20 protein-coding genes, 1 tRNA gene and 5 pseudogenes are annotated in these 22,204 nt (G+C 64.0%); 11 read left to right on the forward strand and 15 right to left on the reverse strand.

All coding sequences use genetic code 11. The annotated features are described in order from the left end of the window. The first annotated feature begins 45 nt into the window (after positions 1-45). On the forward strand, positions 46-1,053 hold the full coding sequence (locus AC0QDI_RS12095) for a DMT family transporter (RefSeq protein WP_474668464.1): 1,008 nt from the start codon (positions 46-48) through the stop codon (positions 1,051-1,053). Between the two features lie 109 nt (positions 1,054-1,162). On the opposite strand, the gene AC0QDI_RS12100 is transcribed toward AC0QDI_RS12095, so the two are convergent. Together AC0QDI_RS12100 and AC0QDI_RS12105 are read right to left on the reverse strand one after the other, a co-directional pair. Then, positions 1,163-2,335 carry a C45 family autoproteolytic acyltransferase/hydolase gene (locus tag AC0QDI_RS12100; protein WP_474668466.1) on the reverse strand — a complete coding sequence of 391 codons (1,173 nt, stop codon included), beginning with the start codon at positions 2,333-2,335 and terminating at the stop codon, positions 1,163-1,165. A gap of 478 nt (positions 2,336-2,813) precedes the next feature. Continuing rightward, positions 2,814-3,506 (reverse strand): hypothetical protein, encoded by a 693-nt coding sequence (locus AC0QDI_RS12105; RefSeq protein WP_474668467.1) that lies wholly within the window; start codon positions 3,504-3,506, stop codon positions 2,814-2,816. Between the two features lie 217 nt (positions 3,507-3,723). Here AC0QDI_RS12105 and AC0QDI_RS12110 point away from each other — a divergent pair. Then, positions 3,724-4,066: pseudogene (locus AC0QDI_RS12110) on the forward strand (PD-(D/E)XK family putative nuclease). Positions 4,067-4,235: 169 nt separating this feature from the next. Continuing rightward, a complete protein-coding gene (locus AC0QDI_RS12115; RefSeq protein ID WP_474668469.1) occupies positions 4,236-4,574 on the forward strand; it encodes a DUF7344 domain-containing protein in 339 nt (112 codons plus the stop codon). A gap of 69 nt (positions 4,575-4,643) precedes the next feature. Here AC0QDI_RS12115 and AC0QDI_RS12120 read toward each other — a convergent pair. From AC0QDI_RS12120 to AC0QDI_RS12135, 4 genes and pseudogenes are all read right to left on the reverse strand, one after another. Further along, positions 4,644-4,925 (reverse strand): annotated as a pseudogene (locus AC0QDI_RS12120) (DUF7692 domain-containing protein). A 248-nt stretch (positions 4,926-5,173) separates the two neighbouring features. Next, positions 5,174-5,394 (reverse strand): annotated as a pseudogene (locus AC0QDI_RS12125) (DUF7845 domain-containing protein); the annotation flags it as partial. 199 nt (positions 5,395-5,593) lie between these two features. Next, a tRNA-Arg gene (locus tag AC0QDI_RS12130) sits at positions 5,594-5,668 on the reverse strand. A gap of 176 nt (positions 5,669-5,844) precedes the next feature. Next, entirely contained in the window at positions 5,845-6,177 is a 333-nt protein-coding gene (locus AC0QDI_RS12135; RefSeq protein WP_474668471.1) for a hypothetical protein, read from the reverse strand. Between the two features lie 366 nt (positions 6,178-6,543). On the opposite strand from AC0QDI_RS12135, the gene AC0QDI_RS12140 reads away from it, so the two are divergent. Together AC0QDI_RS12140 and AC0QDI_RS12145 are read left to right on the forward strand one after the other, a co-directional pair. Further along, positions 6,544-7,125 carry an AAA family ATPase gene (locus AC0QDI_RS12140; RefSeq protein ID WP_474668473.1) on the forward strand — a complete coding sequence of 194 codons (582 nt, stop codon included), beginning with the start codon at positions 6,544-6,546 and terminating at the stop codon, positions 7,123-7,125. Beyond that, the gene (locus AC0QDI_RS12145; RefSeq protein WP_474668475.1) at positions 7,122-7,535 is read left to right on the forward strand and encodes an RNA-binding domain-containing protein; all 414 of its coding nucleotides are present in this window, start codon (positions 7,122-7,124) and stop codon (positions 7,533-7,535) included. The genes AC0QDI_RS12140 and AC0QDI_RS12145 overlap by 4 nt, the downstream gene beginning before the upstream one ends. 60 nt (positions 7,536-7,595) lie before the next feature. On the opposite strand, the gene AC0QDI_RS12150 is transcribed toward AC0QDI_RS12145, so the two are convergent. After that, complete coding sequence (locus AC0QDI_RS12150) at positions 7,596-7,961, reverse strand: VOC family protein (RefSeq protein ID WP_474668476.1); 366 nt, start codon at positions 7,959-7,961, stop codon at positions 7,596-7,598. 169 nt (positions 7,962-8,130) lie between these two features. Here AC0QDI_RS12150 and AC0QDI_RS12155 point away from each other — a divergent pair, with 169 nt between their 5' ends. Then, positions 8,131-9,102, forward strand: a complete 972-nt coding sequence (locus AC0QDI_RS12155; RefSeq protein ID WP_474668478.1) for a CBS domain-containing protein — start codon at positions 8,131-8,133, stop codon at positions 9,100-9,102. On the opposite strand, the gene AC0QDI_RS12160 is transcribed toward AC0QDI_RS12155, so the two are convergent. Together AC0QDI_RS12160 and AC0QDI_RS12165 are read right to left on the reverse strand one after the other, a co-directional pair. Then, positions 9,099-10,094 (reverse strand): hypothetical protein, encoded by a 996-nt coding sequence (locus AC0QDI_RS12160; protein WP_474668480.1) that lies wholly within the window; start codon positions 10,092-10,094, stop codon positions 9,099-9,101. The two genes, AC0QDI_RS12155 and AC0QDI_RS12160, sit on opposite strands and share 4 nt — an antisense overlap. A 114-nt stretch (positions 10,095-10,208) precedes the next feature. After that, the gene (locus AC0QDI_RS12165; RefSeq protein WP_474668482.1) at positions 10,209-11,603 is read right to left on the reverse strand and encodes a signal recognition particle protein Srp54; all 1,395 of its coding nucleotides are present in this window, start codon (positions 11,601-11,603) and stop codon (positions 10,209-10,211) included. A 130-nt stretch (positions 11,604-11,733) separates the two neighbouring features. On the opposite strand from AC0QDI_RS12165, the gene AC0QDI_RS12170 reads away from it, so the two are divergent. The 3 genes from AC0QDI_RS12170 to AC0QDI_RS12180 all read left to right on the forward strand — a co-directional run bounded on the left by AC0QDI_RS12170 (position 11,734) and on the right by AC0QDI_RS12180 (position 14,088). Beyond that, positions 11,734-11,955 (forward strand): type II toxin-antitoxin system HicB family antitoxin, encoded by a 222-nt coding sequence (locus tag AC0QDI_RS12170; RefSeq protein ID WP_474668484.1) that lies wholly within the window; start codon positions 11,734-11,736, stop codon positions 11,953-11,955. Positions 11,956-12,055: 100 nt separating this feature from the next. Further along, on the forward strand, positions 12,056-12,583 hold the full coding sequence (locus AC0QDI_RS12175) for a hypothetical protein (RefSeq protein ID WP_474668485.1): 528 nt from the start codon (positions 12,056-12,058) through the stop codon (positions 12,581-12,583). A 56-nt stretch (positions 12,584-12,639) separates the two neighbouring features. Next, positions 12,640-14,088: a dihydrolipoyl dehydrogenase gene (locus tag AC0QDI_RS12180; RefSeq protein WP_474668487.1), complete on the forward strand. Its 1,449-nt coding sequence runs from the start codon at positions 12,640-12,642 to the stop codon at positions 14,086-14,088. Between the two features lie 99 nt (positions 14,089-14,187). Here AC0QDI_RS12180 and AC0QDI_RS12185 read toward each other — a convergent pair whose 3' ends face one another. Both AC0QDI_RS12185 and AC0QDI_RS12190 read right to left on the reverse strand, forming a co-directional pair. After that, a complete protein-coding gene (locus AC0QDI_RS12185) occupies positions 14,188-14,895 on the reverse strand; it encodes a ferritin-like domain-containing protein (protein ID WP_474668489.1) in 708 nt (235 codons plus the stop codon). Between the two features lie 299 nt (positions 14,896-15,194). Then, positions 15,195-16,007 (reverse strand): sulfurtransferase, encoded by an 813-nt coding sequence (locus AC0QDI_RS12190; protein WP_474668491.1) that lies wholly within the window; start codon positions 16,005-16,007, stop codon positions 15,195-15,197. 279 nt (positions 16,008-16,286) lie between these two features. Here AC0QDI_RS12190 and AC0QDI_RS12195 point away from each other — a divergent pair, with 279 nt between their 5' ends. Further along, positions 16,287-17,144 carry a sulfurtransferase gene (locus tag AC0QDI_RS12195; RefSeq protein WP_474668493.1) on the forward strand — a complete coding sequence of 286 codons (858 nt, stop codon included), beginning with the start codon at positions 16,287-16,289 and terminating at the stop codon, positions 17,142-17,144. A 103-nt stretch (positions 17,145-17,247) separates the two neighbouring features. Here AC0QDI_RS12195 and AC0QDI_RS12200 read toward each other — a convergent pair whose 3' ends face one another. Continuing rightward, positions 17,248-18,468: a polysaccharide deacetylase family protein gene (locus AC0QDI_RS12200; protein WP_474668495.1), complete on the reverse strand. Its 1,221-nt coding sequence runs from the start codon at positions 18,466-18,468 to the stop codon at positions 17,248-17,250. A 205-nt stretch (positions 18,469-18,673) separates the two neighbouring features. Here AC0QDI_RS12200 and AC0QDI_RS12205 point away from each other — a divergent pair, with 205 nt between their 5' ends. Continuing rightward, on the forward strand, positions 18,674-19,309 hold the full coding sequence (locus AC0QDI_RS12205) for a rubrerythrin family protein (RefSeq protein ID WP_474668497.1): 636 nt from the start codon (positions 18,674-18,676) through the stop codon (positions 19,307-19,309). Positions 19,310-19,645: 336 nt separating this feature from the next. Here AC0QDI_RS12205 and AC0QDI_RS12210 read toward each other — a convergent pair. The 3 genes and pseudogenes from AC0QDI_RS12210 to AC0QDI_RS12220 all read right to left on the reverse strand — a co-directional run. Further along, a pseudogene (locus tag AC0QDI_RS12210) lies at positions 19,646-20,071 on the reverse strand (integrase core domain-containing protein); the annotation flags it as partial. Positions 20,072-20,176: 105 nt separating this feature from the next. Continuing rightward, positions 20,177-20,313 (reverse strand): annotated as a pseudogene (locus AC0QDI_RS12215) (IS6 family transposase); the annotation flags it as partial. Positions 20,314-20,959: 646 nt separating this feature from the next. Further along, positions 20,960-22,057, reverse strand: a complete 1,098-nt coding sequence (locus AC0QDI_RS12220; RefSeq protein ID WP_474668498.1) for a Gfo/Idh/MocA family protein — start codon at positions 22,055-22,057, stop codon at positions 20,960-20,962. Between the last annotated feature and the right edge of the window lie 147 nt (positions 22,058-22,204).

A 22,204-nucleotide genomic window follows, 5' to 3' on the forward strand; every position in this document is an offset into this window, starting at 1 on the left:
ACAGTGCACCGACTTTGAAACAGCCACATAATATGAAAATATGATATGACAAAGGCAGAAGACACGTTGTTGTTTGGCGCGCTCGCGTTCGTCTGGGGGACCGCCTTCACCGCGATCGAAATCGGACTGAAAACCCTGCCGCCGCTCCTCTTCGCAGCGGCCCGATTAGACATCGCTGCGTTCATCTTCATCGGAGCGGTTCTACTGAGTCGGCTCCGGTGGCTCCCTCGGACCAAAGCGGACGTGGCGCTCATCCTCTCGAACGGTATCCTCGTCATCGGAGCGCACTTCGCGTTCTCCTTCATCGGCCAGAGCTACGTCACGAGTGGAGTCGCCGCAATCGTCCTGAGTGTCTCACCGATCATCACCCCCATCATCGCTATCCGGATCCTCCCGACGGAACGCATCTACAGTACGGACGTCATCGGACTGGGCGCAGGGCTCGCCGGCGTAATCGCTATCGCAATCGCCGGAGGATCCGTCGGCGGGCAACTTACCGGCGTCGCACTCATCTTGGCGTCCGCGGTCGTCTTCGCGCTCGGCTCCGTGCTGACGGAACGCTGGACGGCGGTTCTCCCGACGATGTCCCTCCACGCGTGGTCGATGATCGCCGGCGCGGTATTCCTCCACGCCATCGCCTACGCCTATTCGGGCGCGTCGTTCCGGAGCGTGACGTGGACGCCGTCAGCCGTCGCCGCACTCGCATACCTCGGCATCTTCGCGACGGCGGGCGGGTTCCTCCTCTACTTCACCTTGCTGAATCGAATCGGTGCAACGAACGTCAGCCTCATCAACTACGCATCGCCCGTTGTGGCGACGATCTTCGGTGCAACCCTCCTCGGTGAACAAATCACCGTCGCGACCGTCGCCGGATTTGCGCTCATCGTTATCGGGTTCGTCTTTTGCAGCCTCCGGCCGCTCTGGCGGCTTACCCGGTCTACCCGGAACACGGCCGGACGCGATCGGCCGCTCGAGCGCGATGAAGTCCGCGTCCGAAGTAACGTCTACAAGACGACGACCAACTCGCGGAATCGCGTGCAGCCGGGAGACTGACTGCCCCTCGCAGGCTGTCTGGACGCCCACAGAGAGCAACGCCATTTCGTGGGCGAGCGACTCGGCTTCAGCCGCCGTTCTGCCTGCGGAAATCGTATTCCCGGTTCCGCTATCGGAGCCGCGTAAGCCACTGACCGCCCGTCCGCAGAGCGGTCGCGGACTCGTCGCCGAACGAACACCGCACCGGCTCGGTCTCGCAGGGGTTGCCCATCACGAGTTCGACCGTCGGCGACCCGCCCTCGAAGACGGCCGCGCTCGCGGTCGTCAACTGACCGAACGCGTGGGCGTCCGTCTCGGCTTCGGGATGCCGGCAGATCGACTCGTTTCCCGGCCCGTGCTCGTGATCCGCCGCGATCCGCCAGAGGGAATCGCGATCGATTTCGTCGCCTCCCGCCTCGAGCAGCGCCGTCGCTCGCTCCCGGCGGCGGCGAGAGCTCTCGGTCGACGCCGAGTGCGACAGCACGAAGTGATTCGTCCGGGCGACGGCCCCGTCGTCGGCGACCGCGATCCGCTCCTCGAGGGGGTTCACCTCGAGCAAGACGGCGTCGCTCCCGTCGGCCAGAAACAGCGTCTGGGCCATCAGCTGTCGCGTCGGGATCGACTCGAGGAGTTCCCGGGCCGCCTCGACGGTGGCGCACTCCTCGAGCACGCGCCGGACGACGGTACCGTTGCGGAACTGCGCCTCGGGCTCGATATCGTCCCGGTTCGCGTCGATGTAGGTGTTCGCCGCGACCAGCCCCCGATCGTTGACGCCCTTGTAGAGCATGACCGTCCCGCAGGTGTCGACGGTCAGAAAGCCGTGGTAGCCGTCGATCGCCGGCTGTTCGACGAGCGATTTGGGGCGGGCACCCCGACCCGCGATGTCGCGGTTCTTGAGCACGAGCGAGCCGTCTCGTCCGGTCCGCGACGGAGACACGAGCGCGTTCGTACAGCCCCGCGAGGGATCGGCCGCCGGCTCGTCGGCCAGTTCGTCACAGAGATCGCTGTACGCGAAGGCGTAGACCTCGTAGATATCGGGATCGACATCGAGCGTCTCGGCCATCGCTTCGCCGGCCCGTACGTGCCGGTCGGGCATGCTCTGCCGACTGCGACGCGAGTACTCGAGCAGAGGCTCGAGGTCGACGTCACGGGCGTCGATCAACGACTCGAGTTCGGCGACGGCCCACTCGATGGCCTCGCGTTCGGTGTCGGCGCGTCGGCGGGCCTGGTCGGCGAACGTGCTCGGTTCGGACGGCGCGTCCGGGCCGGTGAACGCGATCGACTCGCGGTCGGTGTCGTCCATAGCGTCGGAAGGTGATCCAGCGGGTTGTATCGTGGGCCTGAACGCGAAGCCCGGGTCCGGATGAGAGCGGTGATCGTCGGCTCGAGCGGCGAAGAGAGCGAGCACCAGCGGCCGAACGTGGCGGCGGCTACCGAGCGCGGGCGACGGCGAGGGCTATCGGGCAGGTATCGGAGTTCGAAAGGGTGTACACGTGTCGGCAGCGGGGATGGCGATCGTCGTGCGTGCGTCGCGATGATCGGTGCGTCCCCCGTATCCCCTGTGATGCCACGGCTGGCCCTGCCGACATCCTATATAACGTTGGTGGCCGACATTAGTGTATCGGAACAAATCAATTTTCAGACAATGCGGCGCAGAAGTATGTCCCTTCGATCGGTCGTCGTGCTCGAGTGACCGCCGGGAGTCGCGACCGGTCCCGGTTCCCGTCTCGAGCCCGGTCCGTATCCATCGTCGGGCGGCGACCGGGCCGAGAAAAAACGGCTCAGTCGTGTCGGTATCCGAGCGCCAGCACGGCGACGAGTAATCCGACGAGGGAGGCACCGACTCCGAAGCCGGGGACACCGTCATCATCGGTGGAGTCGGACGCCGTGTCGGACCCCGTCTCGGACTCCACGGACAGGACGTTCGGGCTCTCTTCGTGGAGGTGCCACGTGGCGGTGTTTCCATCGACCGACAGCGCGTTCGAGTCCGTTACCGCCCCGGGCATCTCGATGACGTACGTCATCTCGCTAAACGTATCGTCCGCTTCGGGATCTTCGACGTTACCGATTTGCAGGGAGACCGTTCCGTTCTCCGCCGTGAGTTCCGTGTCATCGAAATTCTCCTGATTGAACTCCGTGAATTCCATTTCCATCGCATACCCGTCGTCGAGTTCGGTATCGTCGGCGTTCTCGTAGCCAGCGTACCCGTTCTCTTCGGGCAGCAGTTCCTCCTCGGCGAACCACGCGGCTACGGTATCGTATCCCTGCTCGGATGCAGTCGACTCCAGAGAACTGTAGGTCTGTGCGTCCGTTTCCCACACCATTCGGAGGCTCTCAAATTCGCCGTCTTCCGTTATCGTGGCCTCCACCTCCATCGAATCGCCGTCTTCTTGCGCCACTGCCGACAGTGGCATCGTGGCGAGTCCCAGCGCCACGACGAGCGTCACCGCGAGAATCGTATTCGTTCGTTCCATATGTCGTGATTCACTCGTTATCTGTCATATATAGGAGTTTCTCTCGAGAGTCCCCCTCATCGATCGAGTCCCCCTCGGTGCGTTCGCTATCGCTCGGCGATCGGCTGACCGGGACGGTCGCTCGAGCGGATCGACGCCGTCGAGGTGATCTGCATCCGCGAGACGAACGACGGGGACCCCGAACCGATCAAGGCGAGCGAACGACTTCGGGACCGCCATCGAGAAACGAGCGGCAGAGAAACGGGTTCGATCTCGAGCGGGCGGGACGGGACGACGCGAGATTCGAGAACGGGCCGTCTCTCGAGATCAAATCGACAATGCACGAGCACGCCGACGGTCAGCCCGGTAACTGGATGGTTTGTCGGGAATATCACGAGAAGTTCCGGCGTCACGACGGCTGATACTGGTTCGTGGTCTACCAGCCACGCGGGCGATCGGTCTGCACGATTCTTTGCGGTAAGATGGTCCGCTCGAGCGAGTTCCCGCTGCTCCGGTGGCACGGTGGCGGCGATCACCGCGGGACCGAACAGGCGAAGATCCCAATTAATTCGATTCTTTAGGTTAGAACGGCATATTTTTACCGCCTTCAGCTATTGTAATTTCAATAGAAGAGCGCAATATGGTATCGATATAGCTAATTTCTGGTGTTTTCTAATTGTTATTTTCGTAGTTACGACCAGATATTGCGGACGGTAATTCTATATCGGAGTACCTCAAAATGAGGCCTGTATGCTCAACAATATCAAGCATCTAACCGAAAACGAGCAAGTTTCAGAGACGGTTCTATTTGATGTCCTTTCGCATGAACGACGACAGTATACTCTCTACTGTCTCAACAAATATCAAACGTCGATACCGCTCGAAGACTTAACTGATGAAGTTGTCCAGTTAGAATTTGACGTACAGGATGTCGGAGAAGTACCAGAAGAAGATGTCAAAAAAGTACGCGTCGATTTACACCACTGTCACATTCCAAAGATGGAGAATGCAGGTATCCTCGAATATTCCCAAGAACAGAATTCAGTAGTTTCTCAATGCGATATACCAGAACCTGATTCGATGAAATAATCTGAAAGGGGGCGGGAAAGGGGCTCCGTATAGTATACACTCGTCGAGTGGAAACCAATTCGCATGTAGTTATTGGAGAGTGATCCTTCCGAATCTGTACTGACGACGATACTCGACTTCGAACGTCACTGCTCTCGTCGAGAGCGTCTCGGAGCTCTCCCGGCGCTGCTCGGGCGTGAGGTCGTCGCGCTCGAGGACTTGGCGTGATGCTTAGACGAACTTGGGTACGTCATCGCAAGCGCTTACGACCGCTTTCGTCTTGTTACGGTCATAGAAGTCGGCTGCGCGTTCGATTGCGTCTCGGCGGTACGCATAGTCGCCGTCGGTTCTAATTCGCGTACTCGTACACACGACCCCCCGAGATCCTCGTTTTTTCGGCTCACTGGGCGGCTCATTTCGGCCCAAATCAGGCGGAACGTGTCGGTCATCCAAAGAAGAACGCAGTCTCGAGCGACCGACCGACTCGAGATATGGGGTCGAGGCGATCGCCGCGGCTACCCCCGACCGAAAAACAGCTCAACTTGTGAAAATCAGCTGCTAATGAAAGTATGATTGTACAAACGAAACGAAGGGGGAGCATTGCCACTATACAGGCCCGTTCAGCGATCGGCGACAGTACCGACGAATCCGGTCTCAGTCCCGCCACCGGGAGTCTTCCAGGTCAACTCGATCCCGCGGAGTGCCGTCGGATCGTTCTCTGACTTCGACCACATCTCGAGGGCTTCGCTCGCGATCGTTGCGAGATCCGCGAAGCTGTCGGCCTCACCCGGGGGAGAATCGTATCGATCCGCATCCGACGAGGCTCGTCGTTCTCGTCGAACGCTCGAGGTGGGGGCCAGGTTTCTCGAGTCAGAGTCGATCTCAGCGAGTGCTGTCGCTCACGAATGGGTCGTGACCGTAAGTGGGCACGATGGGATTATGAACTACGCCCGAGAACCTGCGCTTCGCGCAGAACCTCGGTCTCGTTCAAATCCCATCTCGTTGTACTGCTGTCGCTCACGGAGTGTTCGCGACAGCAACGGGCACGATGGGATTTGAACCCACGACCGTCGGATTAGAAGTCCGACGCTCTTTCCGGACTGAGCTACGTGCCCTCGAGTCGGAATCCTCGACGGAACGGCATAAGCGGTTGGGATTCTCGTCGCAATCGCTCGCTCGCTGCGCTATCGGACGGGAAACAGAATTCGACCGCCGTACCCGACGGGAGCCGGGAATTCGCGCGAAAAAGTGAGTGCGTCCTCGTGAGTAGCCGCGTCGCCACCGGCCGGCGTCAGAACTCGACCTCCGCATCGTCGTCGCTCGAGTTCTCGGTGTCGTTGCCGTCGGATTCGTTGGTGGACTCGTTCCCCAGTCCGCCGTCGTCGGACTCGTTATCGGTTTCGTTGCCCGCTCCGCCGTCATCCGACTCGTTGCCGAGCCCGTCGTCGGACTCGTTGCCTTCCTCGTCGGAACCGGGGTTCCCGGAACCGTCCGTTCCGTCCGACTCGTCGTCCGGCGAGTCCTCGTTGGATTCGCCGTCGTCCGAACAACCCGCGACTGCAGCGATCAGTCCCGCGCCGGCTCCGGCCGTGAATCGACGCCTGGTGAGTATCTTGTCTGTCATAGTACGCACCCGTCTCCGCAACGGACTGCCACATAACGGCGTGTCTCCGTTTCAGCGATCAGTCAGGGTTTGATCGAATTACCTCGAATTGGAACGGTTGAGTGCCGTACGACCGTCGAGCGCGTCGGTTCGATGCGAGCGAACTCATCGATAGCGGGCGTATAAGCCGCGCCGGCTCGAGCGAGCCCGAATATCGAGTTCGACCCGGCTCGTGGGGGGGCCCAGCCGGAGTACAACGCGGCAATTGTCGATCCTACAACCGTTGTGCCGGACCGATAGGCGGCCCGCTCGCCGAGCGGAGACGGTGCAGTCCGGACCGAACGGCGAACACAGCGTTTATGCACGTCTCGCCGGTACGTAGTCTCGATGCACGTCATCGGAACGGTCGGACTCCCCGGAAGCGGCAAGGGCGAGGCCGCGACCGTCGCACGCGAGGACGGAATCCCGGTGGTCACGATGGGCGACGTCGTCCGCCAGGAGACGGCCGACCGCGGGCTCGACCCCGCGACGGATCACGGCACGGTCGCGCAGGCGCTGCGCGAGGAAAACGGCCCGGCGGCCATCGCCGAACGATCGCTGCCGATGATCGAGGATCGCCTCGAGGCCCACGAGACGGTGCTGGTCGACGGCATCCGCTCGGGCACCGAGGTCGACGTCTTCGAGGACGAGTTCGCCGACGCGTTCACGCTGGTCAGTATCGAAGCCCCCTTCGAGTTGCGAGCCGAGCGGATCGACGAGCGCGGCCGGGACGCGAGCGAGGCCGACGGCGGCGAGGGGCTGGCCGCCCGCGACGAGCGCGAGCGCGGCTTCGGGATGGACGACGCGATGGAGCGCGCCGACGTGGTCGTCGAGAACACCGGCTCGCTCGAAGCCTTTCACGAGCGGATCCGGTCGATCGTCCGGGGAACCGACGACGAGAAACGTGCCGAGGCCGAAGCGGACCCATGAGCGAGATTTACCGCGTCGACGTGGAGATCACGGCACCGGTCTACGACACCGAGGTCACGAGTCGCGTGATCGATGCCGTTTCGAACGTCTTTCCCACCGCCGAACTCGAGGAGGAGTTCGGCGAGGTCAGGGGCGAGGCGCACGCGCTCGATCACTTCTCGGAGCAGTTACACCGCCAGGAGATCCTCGACACCGCCCGCGGCGAGTTCTTCGCCAACCGCGAGGGACAGACGTTCACCTTCGCGTTGAAAAAGCAGGCGGCCTTCGAGGACTACGTCAACTTCTCGGTCGGCAAACCCGACGAGCTCGGCGAGATCGCCGTCCGGGTCCGGGTCGACGAACCGAGCCTCGAGGAGTACGTCGACCATATCGCCCCGCCGACGGAAGACGGGCGGCCGGTCGACGCCTGAGTCGGTTCGGTTTCGCCGTCCCGTCGATCCGCCGTCACAGGTCGCCTCGAGTCGCTGGCCTCACCGGTCGTACTCGCTGACGCAGAAGCCGTTGCCGGCTGGGTCTTCCAGTATCGTCCAGACGGCCGTGTGCGTCTCGTGGGTCTCGGTCTTCGTGTCGCGTACGGACGCACCGAGCTCGCGGAGCCGGTCGACGGTCGCCTCCCGATCCGCCGTCGACAGGTCGAGATGGATCGGGAGGTCTCGCTCGGTTCCCCTCGGCTGGCGTTTAAATAGCAGGTCCGGCCCCGAACCGGGCCGATCGACGACTTCCGACTCGACCGACGGCGGGAGGTCGCGGCGCTCGCCGTCGATAGCCCGTTCCCAGAACGACGCCAATCGATCCGGATCCGTACAAGCGAAGGTAATAAATTCTATCTCTGCCATGCTTGTGGTGCATACACCAGCACAGAGAAGCCGCTAGCGGCGACGGCAATTGTTGCTATCCCAACCGGAACCGCGTTCGATCGAATCGACTCGCCGGCCGTGTACCGCTCCACGACAGAATCGTCGACCACCCAACGACTGATACCGGCAGACAGTGTATGGCCGTCAGATGCACGACACGATACCCGTCGCGGAAATCATGGTCGAGGACGTCGTCACCGCCCCGCCGAACGCGACCGTCACCGAAGCGGCGACGCTACTACGCGACGAAGCAGTCAGTTCGGTGGTCGTCGTTCGCGACGACGAACCGATCGGCATCGTCACCGAGGGTGACTTCATCACGCAGCTCTGCGAACGACGGGATCTCGGCCACCTCGAGCTGTCAGCGGTCATGTCGACACCGCTGACGACGATCGAGCCGACGGCCTCGATCGTCGACGCCGTGGCGCTGTTGCGGGCGACGGACATCGAACACCTGCCGGTCGTCTCGCGTAGCGAGCGGCCGAGCGAGACGGAGGCGGACGACGCCACCGGCGAGCTCGCGGGAATCGTCACGACGACCGAACTCACCTACTACGTGCCACAGCTCGTCCACCGCGCGACGGAGTCGCACGAGCAACCGCCTCAGCAACGGGTGCGAACCGACACCCTCTACGAGCGCGACGACTGGGAGTTCGAGTACCGCGGCGCGGACGAGACGACCGTCTCGGTCGGCGACGTCGCACGGTTCTCGAAGCCGATCTCCGAAGACGACGTCGAGGGCTTCGCGTCGGTGACCGGCGACACCAACCGGGTCCACCTCGACGCGGCCTACGCCGCCGAAACGCGCTTCGGCGAGCGGATCGTCCACGGCGTCCTCGCGAACGGGATCGTCAGCGCGGCGCTGGCCCGGCTCCCGGGACTGACGATCTATCTCTCACAGGAGAGCAGCTTCCGCGCCCCGCTCTCGATCGGCACCCGCGCCACCGCCGTCTGCGAGGTCGTCGAGGATCTCGGCCGGTCGAAGTACCGGATCGAAACCGACGTGGTCGACGGCGACGGCACGACGGTCCTCGAGGGGGACGCGGTCGTGCTGATCGACGAACTCCCGCCGGCGGCCGCCCGCGAGCGCGACGCCGCGGCGACCGGGTCGTCCGACTAATCGGCACAGGAGCCGACCGCATCGAGCGACGCTTCGCCCTGATCCCTGTGGCTCTCGGCAGCGATCGGGTCTCTGGACGCCGCGGCGGCCGCCGCATCGCCGAACGCCGCCGCCGCGTCTCGCAGGTGGCCGTTCTGACACGACGCCGTCTCGAAGTAGTCGGCGTACCCCTCCGGGGACTCCGACTGCCCGGTTTCGAGCCGGTCCACCGACGCCACGAACGTCGCTTCGGCGGTCTCGAACTCGTCCTGCGCGGATTCGTACTCGTCGTTTTCCAGGTGGTCCCGCCCGCGCTCGAGCGCGCCGAATCCGTCCTCTTCGCTCAGCGTCGCATCGTACGTCTCGGTGAGCGTCTCGAGCGACGTCACCGCATCGCCGAGCGCAACCGCACCGTCCGCGAGATCCGCGAGATCGATGCCGGACAGTTCGGCGAGCCGATCGCCGTCCAGGGCTTCGATCGTCGCCGTCGATTCCTCGTGGCGCTCGCGGGCACCGGTGACGGTCTCGTTGCGTTCGTCGACGGTGTCGTTCGCCGCCTCGAGGTCCCCGTCCTCCTCGAGCGCCGCGTTGACGGTCTCGATATCGTCGGCGATCGTATCGTCGGTAACCGCAACCGTCACCGCGATGAGGCCGTCGAGTGCGTCCGCGTACGAGCGAAGCGTCTCGACGTCGCTCGTCCGGTCGTCGCCCAGTTCCGATTCCGCGGTCTCGAGGTAGTCCCGAGCCGCCGAGAGGTGGTCGCGCGGCACCGTCGGATCGAACTCGACCGCCTCGGGGTTCTCGAGGTCGTCGAGTTCGTTCAGCGACTGGGCGGCCTCGTTCAGGCTCCCCGCCGCGCGGGCGATCGCGCGTTCGCCGGTCCGATCGCTGACCGCGACGTCGTCCGCGTCCGACGAGCCGGTGAGTCCACCGAGACAGCCGGCCATCGCTGCCAGGGTTCCTGTGCTCGCACCGGCCATACCGGTGCGGGCGAGATACTGCCGACGATTCATTTGTACTCGAGGATTCGTCTAGAAGGGCATTAACGTAGTGGCAGTTTGAAAGTCTCTACAATTGACAGTATCGGAGATTTCGTGAGGCGGGTATCGGCGAAACGCGGGCGGGATCTACCCGAACGGTCCCATTCCGCCCATCCCGCCGCCACCGCCACCGCCGCCCTGTTGCATCTGTTTCATCATGCGCTGCATCTCCTGTTCGGAGCCCATACCCTGGAACTGCTTGATGGTGCGTTCCATCATCTTGTACTGCTGGAGCAGTTCCCGGACCTGCTCCTCGCTGGTCCCCGAACCGCGGGCGATGCGCTTGATCTGACTCGCGCCGATGGCCTTGGGGTACTCCTTTTCGGCGTCGGTCATCGAGTCCATGATGACGGAAAACGCCCGCATCCGGTCCTGGGTGACGTCCATCGCGTCGTCGGGCAGCTGATCCTTGATCCCGCCGCCGAGACCGGGGATCATGTCCATCACCTGATCGAGCGGCCCCATGTTGTTCATCGCCTCCATCTGTTTTTGCATGTCGTTCAGGGTGAACTGCCCCTGCAACATGTCCTCGGGGTCCCAGTCCTCCTCCTCCATCTCGGTCTGCTCCATCGCGCGCTCGACGCGCTCGGCGAGCTGACTGAGGTCGCCCATCCCGAGCAGCCGCGAGATGAAGCCGTCGGGCTCGAAGCGCTCGACGTCCTGGACCTCCTCGCCGGTCCCGAGGAAGGCGATCGAGGAGTCGGTCTGGTCCACCGCGGTGAGGGCACCGCCACCCTTCGCCGTCCCGTCTAACTTCGTGATGACGACGCCGTCGATCCCGATCGACTCGTCGAACTGCTGGGCCTGCTCCTTCGCGCCCTGTCCGATCGCCGCGTCGAGGACGAGCAGGGACGTGTCGGGCTCGACGACGCCCTCGATCTGCTCGATCTCGGCGATCAGGTCGTCCTCGAGCGCGTGGCGACCCGCCGTGTCCACGATGTGAACGTCGGCCTCGCTCGTCGCCTCGAGGCCCTCGCGGGCGATTTCGACGGGATCCTCGCCGTCGGGATCGCCGTAGAAGTCGACCTCCGCGCGCTCGGCCATCTCCTGAGCCTGGTCGTACGCGCCGGGCCGAAAGGTGTCCGTCTGAATGACGGCCGGTCGGAGCCCCTTCGTGGAGAACCACCAGGCCATCTTCGCGGCGGACGTGGTTTTACCGGATCCCTGCAAGCCGGCCAGCAAGATGGTCTGTTCCTCGAGGGGCAACTCGGTGGAGTCGCCGATGAGATCGACCAGTTCCTCGTAGACGATGCGGAGGACGAAATCCCGCGCCGGGGTGCCGGCCGGGGGCTCCTCCTCCAAGGCGCGCTCTTTGATGTTGTCCGACAGCGCCATCACGAGCGAGACGTCGACGTCAGCGGAGAGCAGCGAGCGCTGGATCTCCTTGACGATCTCCTCGATGTCTTCCTCGCTGAGTCGCGACTTCCCGCGGAGCTTGTCGAGGGTGCCCCGCAGAGAACTCCCGAGATCGTCGAGTACCATTTGCTGGGTCTACGGGGCGATGGCGTTAAAGGCTTTTTCTACGACCGACGCGACAGAGCCGGTTCGAACGCTCGAGCGCTCATCGCCCGGCGTCGGAGAGTATTTCACTCGACCGCGACAATCCCCACGTATGAGTTCCGACGCAGACGTGGATCCCTCGGAGTACGAGGCCCTCGCCGATGCGAACGTGACCATGCGACAAAACGAGCACGGCCTCCACATCGCCGACGACGAGGAGACCGGCGTCTCGAGCCAGGGACAGACGCCCGAGGAGGCCCTCGCGAACCTCGCGGCGGCGGTCGAGGGGTACGCGGACGCGACGGACGACGATCCGGGCGACGACTGGCTCTGAGATCTGCGTTCGATACTGCGAGCGTCGGTATCAGTACATGTTTTTTCGAGAGGGAGACCAGATCGGATATTACCAGCGGCGATGGATCCGTAAGCGTCGCATGGCAGACACACCGCACGAGCCGTCACGACAGGTGGAATCGACGAAAACGAACGACGCGTTCGGTCGGCGACGCGTTCTCCGAGTCGGAACGGGACTGGTTGCGACGACGCTCGGGATCGCAGCGTTCGGCGGACAGGCCGCCGCACACTTCCCGGCCGACCTCGAGATCGAGATCCGACCGGGCTGCGATCGCGCGCCGATCAATCCGGACAGTCGCGGCGTGATCCCCGTTGCCGTCCGACAGACCGACGAGTTCGATCCGACGAGCGAGCCGGTTCGGTACCGATTCGGTGCGCCCGACGTCGTCGGTGACGGCGGCGGTGCCCGACCGGTCGGCGACGGTCACGTCATCGGCGCGGATCGGGACGGCCGATCGACTCTCCTCCTGTTCTTCCGAGCCGACGAGACCGGGTTCGACGGCGACGAATCGACGGGCAGACTCGAGTGGGAACGCGACGACGAAGGGAATCACGGGCTCGCCGGGACGGCGCAGGTGACGATCGTCGGCCGGCGCGGCAGGGGCTAATCGGAGTTCGCATAGCAGGCCCCCATTTTACGCGGCCGTTCGTAGTTTCGGACGGTATGGACACGTACGACATCGTCGTCCTCGGCGGCGGATCGGGGAGTCAGGTCGCGACCGCGGCGGCCGACCGGGGGCTCGAGGCCGCTGTTGTCGAACCCGGGCCGCTCGGCGGGGCCTGTATCACGCGGGGCTGTGTCCCCTCGAAGGCGCTCATCCACCGAGCGGACGTCGCGGAAGCGGTTCGCGGAGCCGAGGGGGTCGGCGTTCCAGCGCAGTTGGAAGAGATCGACTACGGCGAGATCACGGAATCGGTTCACGACACGGTCTACGAGAAGGCGGACAATCAGGAGTCCAGCCTTCGGGACAGCGAAAACGTCACGCTATACCGCGGCGAGGGCCGGTTCGTCGACGACCGGACGATAGAGATCGAACTGAACGGCGAGGGGAACGAAACGGCGGAGGTCAGCGGCGACACCGTCGTCATCGCCGTGGGGGGGCGACCGATGGTCCCGCCGATCGACGGCCTCGAGGACGTCGACTATCTCACGAGCGACGACGCGCTCTTCCTCGAGGAGCGCCCCGGCGACCTCGTGATCGTCGGCGGCGGCTACATCGGGGCCGAACTGGGCTACTTCTTCGGCGCGCTGGGAGCGGACGTCTCGATCGTCGGCCGGAGCGACCAGTTGGTCCCGCGGGAGGACGACGACGTGAGCAGGGTCGTGACCGAGTCGCTCGAGACCTACTGCGACGTATACACCGGCTACGAGGCTGGATCGGTCGCCGAGACTGACGGCGGCCGCGTCACCGTGACGGCCGAGCCCGCGGGCGAGGATGAGAGCGGCGACGATACCGTCGAACTCACCGCCGACGACCTCCTGCTCGCGACCGGGCGGCGACCGAACACCGACGCGCTCGACCTCGAGGCCACGGGTGTCGAGACGGACGACAAGGGGTACGTCGAGACGGACGATCGGCTCGAGACCGCCGTGGACGGGGTCTGGGCGCTCGGCGACGTCCTCGGCGAGCAGCCGTTCAAGCACGCGGCCGACGACGAGTCGAAAGTCGTCGCGGCGAACGTGCTGGACGATGCCGGGAAGACGATCGACTACGAGGCGATGCCCCACGCGGTCTTCACCGGCCCGCGGGTCGCGAGCGTCGGGCGAACGGAGGGCGAGCTCGAGGACGCGGACCGCGAGTACGAGGCCGTAACCGTTCCCTACGGGGCCGCGCCGCTGGGGATGATCCTCGAGGCCGACGACGGCTTCGTCAAAGCCATCGCGGGGCCGGACGGCGAAATTCTGGGCTGTCACATCGTCGGCCCGCAGGCCCCGACGCTGGTCCACGAGGTGGTCGTCGCGATGGACGGCGGCGGCACGGTCGACGACGTCGCGGAGCCGGTCCACGTCCACCCCGCACTGAACGAAGTGGTCTACGCGGCGTTCGACAAGCTATCGGACGCGAAGTACTCGACGGCACCCGATTGGCGGGACGTCAGTAGGGGGAACTGAGGCGTTCACCGGCGAACAGTACGGCTGGAAACGAGTTCGGTGCGCGCGAAAAAAGCGCGGCCGCAGCGACCAGCGCTGCGCCGGAGTCGACCGCGGCCGCTACTCGACGATGAACCCGCTTGCGAGCTCCAGCACTTCCGAGCGCGACCGCGGCTGATCGAACGCCATCGGGAACCCGATTTCGCCGTTCAGCTCCCGCAGGAACGAGGCGTGTCGCGCCTCGACGCTGTGGATGCTGAGCGCCGGCGCGACGAGTTCGAACGTCTCGATGTACGGCGCTGCACCCGCGTACGCCGAGACGCCGACGTCCTCGAGCGTGGCGGCAGTGGCGATGAACTCCGCCGGGTCCTGAACGGCCGATCCGAAATCGAACTCCGGCGGCTGGACCGGTTCGCCGCCCACCGCTTCCACCGTCTGTCCGAGGACTTCCGCGTGCGTTATCTCGTGGTCTCGAACGACGCGGAGTCGATTGACGACGCCGTCCTGAATCGGCCCCCAGCCCTCGAACTGCTGTTCGAGGGCCGCTTCGTCGATGTTTCGGATCCCGCGGGTGTAGAACGTCGCCTCGAGGTACTCGAGAGTGAGCGCGTAGTTGAGGATGTCGACGTCGTTCTCGAATTCGTTCGGAACCGCTTCTGGCGGTCGATCCGCCTGTTCTTCTTGCGTCGATTCGTCAGGGGTTTCGTCGTGATCGTCCCCTCCAGTCGCCCCAGCACTGCCGACGGCGCCCGTCGTCAGGACGCCGGCGACACCGCCGAGAACCGGCCGTCGGCCGATGTCGAATCGATCTGAATTGTCGTTAGTCATATTGTGGGACGTACCCGGACGGACCCAGTGAGACCAGTCGGTAAGTACCGAGTCATCGTTCCTGCGTCCAACGTACAGTTCCGCCGAATATCTTCGCGATCGCAACAGAGAACGCCGACGGCAATTCACGCGTACGTGAACCCTGTCGATTCGGAGTCGGTGAGAGTCACGCGATCGAGGCGGAGAGGAAACCGATACCCAGTCGGCCGCGAAACGCCATACGGTCTGCTGTACCGATGGACCGGTGCGACCGCAGGCCGTCTCGCGGTCGCACCGGAACTGACTGACAGCAGTCCGTCTCAGTCGTCGTCGGCCGTCGAAACTGGACCCGACTCCACCTCGCCGTCGTTGGCGAGCCACTCCGTCAGACTTCCCTCGTAGAAGGCGACGTTCTCGTAGCCCAGCGCTTTGAGGACGACGTAGGTGTGGCTGATCCGCCGCGCGGTGTTGCAGTAGAGGACGATCTCCCGGTCGGGGGTGATCCCGTGCTCGGCGAGCAGGTCCTCGAGGTCCCCTTCGGGTTTCAACCGCCGGGTTTCGTCGTCGACGACCTCGCGCCAGTCGAAGCGCACCGCGCCGGGCAACCGGGCCTCCTCGAACTCCTCGAGTTCGCGCGTGTCGACGAAGACGGCGTCGCGCTCGCGGGCGTCCGCGACGGCGTCGTAGTCCACCAGCGGGCTCGCCGAGGGCTCGAGCGGATCGGGCTCGTAGTCGGTCGCCTCGATCTCGGGCGCCTCGCTCGTGGTCTCGTACGCCTGGTTCCAGGCGCTGTAATCGCCGTCGAGCAGGCGCACGTCGTCGTGGCCGTACTCGAGGGCGGTGAGCACGAACCGGGCGGCGAAGACGCCGTGGGTGTCGTCGTAGGCGACGATCGTGTCCTCGGGGTCGATCCCCGCATCGCCGAGCAGGTCGGCGAAGGCCTCGGCACCGGGCAAGGTACCGCGGTCGACGTCGCTCTCGTCGCGGTAGCTATCGAAGGGAACGTTCACCGCACCGGGAAGGTGACCGATCCCGTCGTACTCCCAGGCGTCTCTGACGTCGACGATGCGTACGGTCGGATCGTCCAGACGCGCTGCGAGCCAGTCGGGGGAGACGACGACGGATTCGTCCATTAGCGGGCTAGTAGGAACCGCATATCCGAGTACGCACCGATTTCGGCACGATTTCGGCTACCGGGACAGTGGCAACTCTTGCTTGTTTTTGGTGGATCGCCTGACCTGTCCCTCGCACGATGTATAGAGAACACCGCGAATCCGAGGAATACAGCCGGTGTACGAACGGTGATGAGGATTGGCGATCCGAATGGCGGCAATTGTTTCCGCCAGAGTCGACTGGTGTCCGAATTGACCGGTTAAGTAGTCCCTTTGTGTGTCGCCGTTCAAGGAACGGACATGGCAAACGACTACGCCAAAGACGTACTCGTCACGGCTGATTGGGTCGAGGAGAACCTCGACGACTTCCAGAACGACGACTCTGACCGCCGACTGGTCGAGGTCGACGTCGACACGGAAGCCTACGAAGACGCACACGCGCCCGGCGCAATCGGGTTCAACTGGGAGACGCAACTCCAGGACCAGACCCAGCGAGACATCCTCGACAAGGAGGACTTCGAGGAACTGCTCGGCAGCCACGGTATCAGCGAGGACGACACGGTCGTCCTCTACGGCGACAACTCCAACTGGTTCGCCGCCTACACCTACTGGCAGTTCAAGTACTACGGCCACGACGAGGTCTATCTGCTCGACGGCGGCCGCGAATACTGGCTCGAGAACGACTATCCGACCACGGACGAGGAGCCCGACTTCTCCGAAGCCGAGTACGAGGCGGCCGGCCCGCGCGAGAGCATCCGCGCCTACCGCGAGGACGTCGAGAACGCGATCGATCGCGGCGTTCCCCTCGTCGACGTTCGCTCGCCCGAGGAGTACTCCGGCGAAATCCTCGCGCCCCCGGGACTCCAGGAGACCGCCCAGCGCGGCGGTCACATCCCCGGCGCGAAGAACATCTCGTGGGCCGCCGTGACCAACGACGACGGCACCTTCAAGGATCCCGAGGATCTCGAGGAGCTCTACGCCGACGAGGGCATCGACGGCGACGAGACGACCGTCGCCTACTGCCGCATCGGCGAGCGTTCCTCCGTCGCCTGGTTCGCCCTGCACGAACTGCTCGGCTACGAGGACACCGTCAACTACGACGGCTCCTGGACCGAGTGGGGCAACCTCGTCAACGCGCCGATCGAGAAAGGCAACTGAGCAGCGAGACGGCGGATAACCTAGCGGTTCCACCGCATCCATTTCTGTCGCATCCGCAAAAATAGCGTCAGCCACGCTGACGGACGACCGCTCGCCTGAGCGTCTACTCCTCGTAAATGTGGTTCGACGCGATGTCGTCCGGCCCGACGACCTCGATGTCGCCGGCGGACTCGAGGTCGCTGAGATGGGAGAGCGTCTCCTCGAGCGCCGTCCCCGTCGCGCCGGAGAGATCGGCGTAGCTGAGCGTGGTGATCGTCCGGAACTGCGCCGTCCGGTCGAGCAACTGTTTCGCCTCGTCGGCGGACGGGCCGACCGTCCGCGGGGCGGTCGCCGGGTTCAACAGGTCGGCGTGACCGCCGTAGCCGCCGACGAAGCCGACGTCGTGGTGCTCCTCGACGAGGGACATCGTCGTCTCGTCGTAGCGATTGAGCGGATAGGCGAAGTAGCCGGCACCGTCTTCGAACCCGTTGCTCTCGAGCCACTCGATCGCGCCCTCGATGCGGTCTCGCTGTGTCGATTCGGGCCGGCCGGCGAGACTGCCACTGGACGTCCCCTGGCTGGCGATCGTCCACCCCTCGCTCTGGAGGGTCTCGAGTTGCCCCTGACTGACGTAGCCGGAGCCGCCGACGTAGTCGGTGGGAACGAACGCGGTCGCGGGGAAGTCGTACTCCGACAGCGCCGAGCGAGCCCGCGTCGCGGTGGATGCGCGGCCGCCGTCGAACTGGAGGAGGACTTTGCCGGTGTCCGGGCGAGAGACGAAGTGGAGGTCGTCACACCACAGCGTCACCGACTCGCCGTCGCCCGCCAGCGCCGAGATCTTGATGTGGGCGATCGAGCTCAGATCCGGGTCGCCGTCGGTCCCGATGACCCCGAGATCGTAGCGGGCGAACGGCAGTCCCGGCGGGACGTCACACTGGAGGAGGAGCCGGTTGCCGTCCGTATCGGAGAGCTGGACGATCGGGTCGACGTCCTGCTCGGTCGCGAACGCCATCGCGGGGAACTCGTCGGAGAGATCCCGCGGCTGGTCGAACCGCCGTTTGATCATCACTCGTTTCTCGGACTCCGTCGCCTCCATGCGGCCGGACTGCTCGCCGACGTATGCGCGTTCGGCGTCGAGTTCCAGCGAGCCTTCCATCACCGTCCACATCGAGAGGTCGTCGAACTGATCGAACGACCCGGGATCCTCGTCGACCGGATCCGGCGAATCGGAATCGCCGTTGCCGTCGTCATCGTCCGGTTCGTCCGACGTTTCGGAATCGCTCAGGGCGGAACAGCCACCGAGCGTCGCTGCGGCGGCCGTCACGAGATACGCTCGTCGTTTCATTCCGATCGAGGAAATTCCGGACAGGGTAATTGTTATGCCGCCGTTGGCGTTCGGTTCGCGACGGGTAACCGGCGCCTATCGACGGACAACGCGGGGCCGAGGGTGAGCGAGCGGGAGCCGTCTCAACGGCCAGCGCGGACGCCCGCGGCCGGCGTCGCGGGTCGCTGACGACAGACATAACTCGAGCCCGCTCGAAGCACTCCGCATGACCGATCCGGACGCGTTCGTCGAGGCCGTCAGCGAGGACAACCAGACCGCGCTCTCGCGACTCGGCTCCTCGAAGTCGCTGTACGCCGACACCGGCGGGGAGATCGACACCGAGCCCGTCCTCGAGGCGACCGCCGACGCCGAGTACGCCGCCTGGCAGACGTTTCGCGAGTGGGCCGACGACGAGGCCGACGACGAGGCGCGCGCGGCCTTCGAGACGACGGCCGAAGAGGAGCAAAGCCACTACGAGACCGTCGACGGCAAACTCGCCGACGACGAGTACGAGCCGAGCGAGGTGCCCCAGCTTCACGAGTACCTTCGAAGTCGCGAGGATACCGTGGAACGGGCCGGCGCACTCGTCGGCCGGGTTCTCGCGAGCCAACGCTCGAAGGATCAGATCGTCGGCTACTTCGTCGGCGACGCGGACCCCCAGACGGCCAGCCTGTTCCGGGGCTTCGGCGAGGACCTGGACGACCAACTCGAGCGCGCGACCGGGCTGCTCGAGACGGTCTGTGACAGCGACGAGGACTGGGACCGCGCTCGAGATGCCGCGAGCGGCGCGATTCAGGCCGCCTACGACGAGTACGTCGAGACGCTCGAGGGGATGGGCGCGAATCCGAAGCCGGTCTGTTAGGCGGCAGTAGTCGCCGACGGGAGTGTGACTCGCAGTCGGACGAGAGCGAACTCGATCGATCGCCCCGATACTCGTCGACGGGGACCACCCGTCGGCCGAGACCGGGATTCCCACGACGATACTGGAGCGGCGACGCCCCTTCGTCTCGGAGCGTCTCGTCCCAGGACTGTTCCGTCGATCGGTTCCCGAACGGCTACCGTCTGGTTCGCCATAAAAGTTCGCCAGTGTAAATATTTGAAAATATATAAATAGTGAAACCTAGCAGAGAGATTATATCTATGTGTAAGAGGCGAATTATCCGTGAGGCGCTGTCTAGTTTAGCGCTTCCGCAGGCATCTATCCGCGGAGTGACTGATGAGGTCGTTGTGTGTTGTAGTAGTGTGCAAGCTGTTCAAGATTTTCTCTGACGCTCGCCAGACTACCCACCCGCGAGTTATGGAAGCGCTCAACCCGAACCTCGAGGGTGAGAAACCACTTTCCGGTCAGGTTTTGTTCGACGTAGTCGAGTTGCTCTCTCAATCCTGATCGTGAGACGGTAGTCAGATGTCCATAGCCATCGACGAGAAACGCCGTGTCGTCAAGATCGTGTTTCTCGGTCAATTGATGCAGGAATACAGCGGCTGGATCAGCGCCTCGCCGTCCGAACACTGCGACGTCAAGAATGAGCCATGAGTCCAGTGATATTGTATTTCATACCCAATATCAGTCACCGTTAATTTTGACAGCAGTCTCACCAATCACGACCCGCGACGGCTTCGCCGTCCGCAGAACGCGAAGCGTTGTGCTGTCGAGGCGAATCAAAGATTCGCCGACCATTGGAGCGCTTTGCGCTCCAAGAGGCCGCACGAGAGTTTCCCTCTCGTGGATGTCCGCGGGTCTGGCACGCTGTCAGACAGCCGATGTGCCCAGTTCCAGGTTGCTTGATGAGTGCGTTCTACGCCGATCAGGCGAAGAATTGCTCGTCTCTCTCGGGGCGAACAACCGGTCGCGTGGAGCCGGACTGATGCTCGACCGTAACGCGAAACGCCAGCGTGGCCGCCGAGAGAGCGGGTCCCCGCACCTTCTCGAGGGACTCGCTTTCGAAATCCCAGACGGTCGGTGGTGAACGCGCTCTGTCGATCCCTCGCGAGGGACACGAAACCCCGAGAAGATTCGACGATGAGGGCCCGGCTGTCGGCCGTCCGGGTCCGTATCGGGGTCTCGTCGGCGGCGGTACGCTTGCGCGACCGCACCTATCGACGAGACGGGCCCGATTGCACGACCGACATCGAAACGGTGCAAACGCGTCTTCCGAACGAGACGAATTCGAATATATCAGTATTGGTAGTTGTATTTGAAATAGGTACTTTTCCAATTTCGGTGCCGGTGCCAGCGTGTCGATTCGACGGCCGTCCAGACGGTCCCGACGCCGGTCGTAGGCGTCGCGAGCCGCAACGGAATCGAACGGTTCGAAACGCCACCGCCCTCTCGCCCGCCATCGCTCGGGGGGCGAGTCGAACGCAGACACGTTCCGATCTCAACGGATATCGCGACGGTATACGGTGGTGACCGTGTCCGGCGCGGTCATCCGTCGATGGTACGAATCGCTACGGCGGCGCCCTCGTCGGTCCACGGCTCGGCCGGGAGAGGCGACATCCCGTTGCAAGCCGGCTACCATGAGGTGACAGTGACCTCGCGGAGCGGCTGTGAGAGGGGGACGTCGATCGTCCCGTTCGCGTGGTGTGAGAGGTAGAACGCGACGATAATCTCCAGCGATCGGATCGCCTCGCGACCCGGTGATCGATTCTCGGTCTCGCCGTTCAGCAGGGCCTCGACGTGTTCTGCGGCGTTCGCGAACGACTCCTCGTAGTCGTCCTCCCACGTCCACGACCCGTCGATCCCCGGCAGGTCGGTCTCGACGTGCTCACCGTCCTCGAGCGTCCAGTACCGCCACTCCCCGTCGTCGTTGTTCATGTAGAGTTTGCCCTCCGTCCCGACGAACTGGAGCGTCATCGACGAGATGTCGCGAGGGATCGTACAGTCGACGGTGACGAAGGTATCGTCGTCCATCACGACGTAGCCGCCACCCCCGGCGTCGGCGATGTCCTGCGAGACATCGAGGGAGTCGACTGCCTCGTTCTCTCCGGTGATGTAGCCGCTGACCCGCTCCGCGCGCGCGTCGAGCAAGTACACGAGCGTATCGAGCACGTGCGTCGAGTTCCGCAGGAGTTCCATGCGATACTGTGTGCTCACGGAGGCGACGTCGCCGAGGAGGCCCTCCTCTCGAACGAGGGACCGAAGCTTCCGGAGTTTGTCGGTAAATCGGAAGGAGTGATTGACGACGAGTTCGGTATCCGTCTCCGCGCAGACGTCGACCATTCGCTCGGCCGCACTGACTTGCGAGGCGATCGGCTTCTCACACCAGACGACCGCGGGATCCGCGGCGGATCGAGCGGCGTCGATGGTGTGTTGGTCGTGGAGATACGAGGGGGTACAGATCGAGACGACGTCGAGGGACTCGGCGTCGAGCATCGCCTCGTGGCCGGTATATCGGCGATCCGACGGAACGTCCCACGCATCGCCGAACTGTTCGAGCGCCGACTCGTCGACGTCCGCGACGGCGACGAGTTCGATCTCGTCAGTAGCGGCGTATCCGCCGGCGTGGCTGGCCCGAATCTTCTCCGTTCCGATGACGTCCTCGTCGTGCATGCCGAGGATTCCCATTCCTGCGATACCACCGGTGCCGATGATGCCTGCGGTGTATGTCATTCGTGTCTCCGACCGGCAATAATCGTGTCGTTGGGACGCGAGACGCGAATCGAGTGTTCGGCGACTGGTGAGTTCACACCCTGTCGATCGCGATCAGTACGCATATATCTTCTACATTCTTACCTGAACGATCGCTCGTCGTCCGAG

The organism is Natrinema sp. LJW11 (genome assembly GCF_056135975.1).

Bases quoted from the DNA above. Each gene is read 5' to 3' on its own strand.
- AC0QDI_RS12095 (WP_474668464.1), top strand. From the start codon at position 46: ATGACAAAGGCAGAAGACACGTTGTTGTTTGGCGCGCTCGCGTTCGTC.
- AC0QDI_RS12100 (WP_474668466.1), bottom strand. From the start codon at position 2,335: ATGGACGACACCGACCGCGAGTCGATCGCGTTCACCGGCCCGGACGCG.
- AC0QDI_RS12105 (WP_474668467.1), bottom strand. From the start codon at position 3,506: ATGGAACGAACGAATACGATTCTCGCGGTGACGCTCGTCGTGGCGCTG.
- AC0QDI_RS12115 (WP_474668469.1), top strand. From the start codon at position 4,236: ATGCTCAACAATATCAAGCATCTAACCGAAAACGAGCAAGTTTCAGAG.
- AC0QDI_RS12135 (WP_474668471.1), bottom strand. From the start codon at position 6,177: ATGACAGACAAGATACTCACCAGGCGTCGATTCACGGCCGGAGCCGGC.
- AC0QDI_RS12140 (WP_474668473.1), top strand. From the start codon at position 6,544: ATGCACGTCATCGGAACGGTCGGACTCCCCGGAAGCGGCAAGGGCGAG.
- AC0QDI_RS12145 (WP_474668475.1), top strand. From the start codon at position 7,122: ATGAGCGAGATTTACCGCGTCGACGTGGAGATCACGGCACCGGTCTAC.
- AC0QDI_RS12150 (WP_474668476.1), bottom strand. From the start codon at position 7,961: ATGGCAGAGATAGAATTTATTACCTTCGCTTGTACGGATCCGGATCGA.
- AC0QDI_RS12155 (WP_474668478.1), top strand. From the start codon at position 8,131: ATGCACGACACGATACCCGTCGCGGAAATCATGGTCGAGGACGTCGTC.
- AC0QDI_RS12160 (WP_474668480.1), bottom strand. From the start codon at position 10,094: ATGAATCGTCGGCAGTATCTCGCCCGCACCGGTATGGCCGGTGCGAGC.
- AC0QDI_RS12165 (WP_474668482.1), bottom strand. From the start codon at position 11,603: ATGGTACTCGACGATCTCGGGAGTTCTCTGCGGGGCACCCTCGACAAG.
- AC0QDI_RS12170 (WP_474668484.1), top strand. From the start codon at position 11,734: ATGAGTTCCGACGCAGACGTGGATCCCTCGGAGTACGAGGCCCTCGCC.
- AC0QDI_RS12175 (WP_474668485.1), top strand. From the start codon at position 12,056: ATGGCAGACACACCGCACGAGCCGTCACGACAGGTGGAATCGACGAAA.
- AC0QDI_RS12180 (WP_474668487.1), top strand. From the start codon at position 12,640: ATGGACACGTACGACATCGTCGTCCTCGGCGGCGGATCGGGGAGTCAG.
- AC0QDI_RS12185 (WP_474668489.1), bottom strand. From the start codon at position 14,895: ATGACTAACGACAATTCAGATCGATTCGACATCGGCCGACGGCCGGTT.
- AC0QDI_RS12190 (WP_474668491.1), bottom strand. From the start codon at position 16,007: ATGGACGAATCCGTCGTCGTCTCCCCCGACTGGCTCGCAGCGCGTCTG.
- AC0QDI_RS12195 (WP_474668493.1), top strand. From the start codon at position 16,287: ATGGCAAACGACTACGCCAAAGACGTACTCGTCACGGCTGATTGGGTC.
- AC0QDI_RS12200 (WP_474668495.1), bottom strand. From the start codon at position 18,468: ATGAAACGACGAGCGTATCTCGTGACGGCCGCCGCAGCGACGCTCGGT.
- AC0QDI_RS12205 (WP_474668497.1), top strand. From the start codon at position 18,674: ATGACCGATCCGGACGCGTTCGTCGAGGCCGTCAGCGAGGACAACCAG.
- AC0QDI_RS12220 (WP_474668498.1), bottom strand. From the start codon at position 22,057: ATGACATACACCGCAGGCATCATCGGCACCGGTGGTATCGCAGGAATG.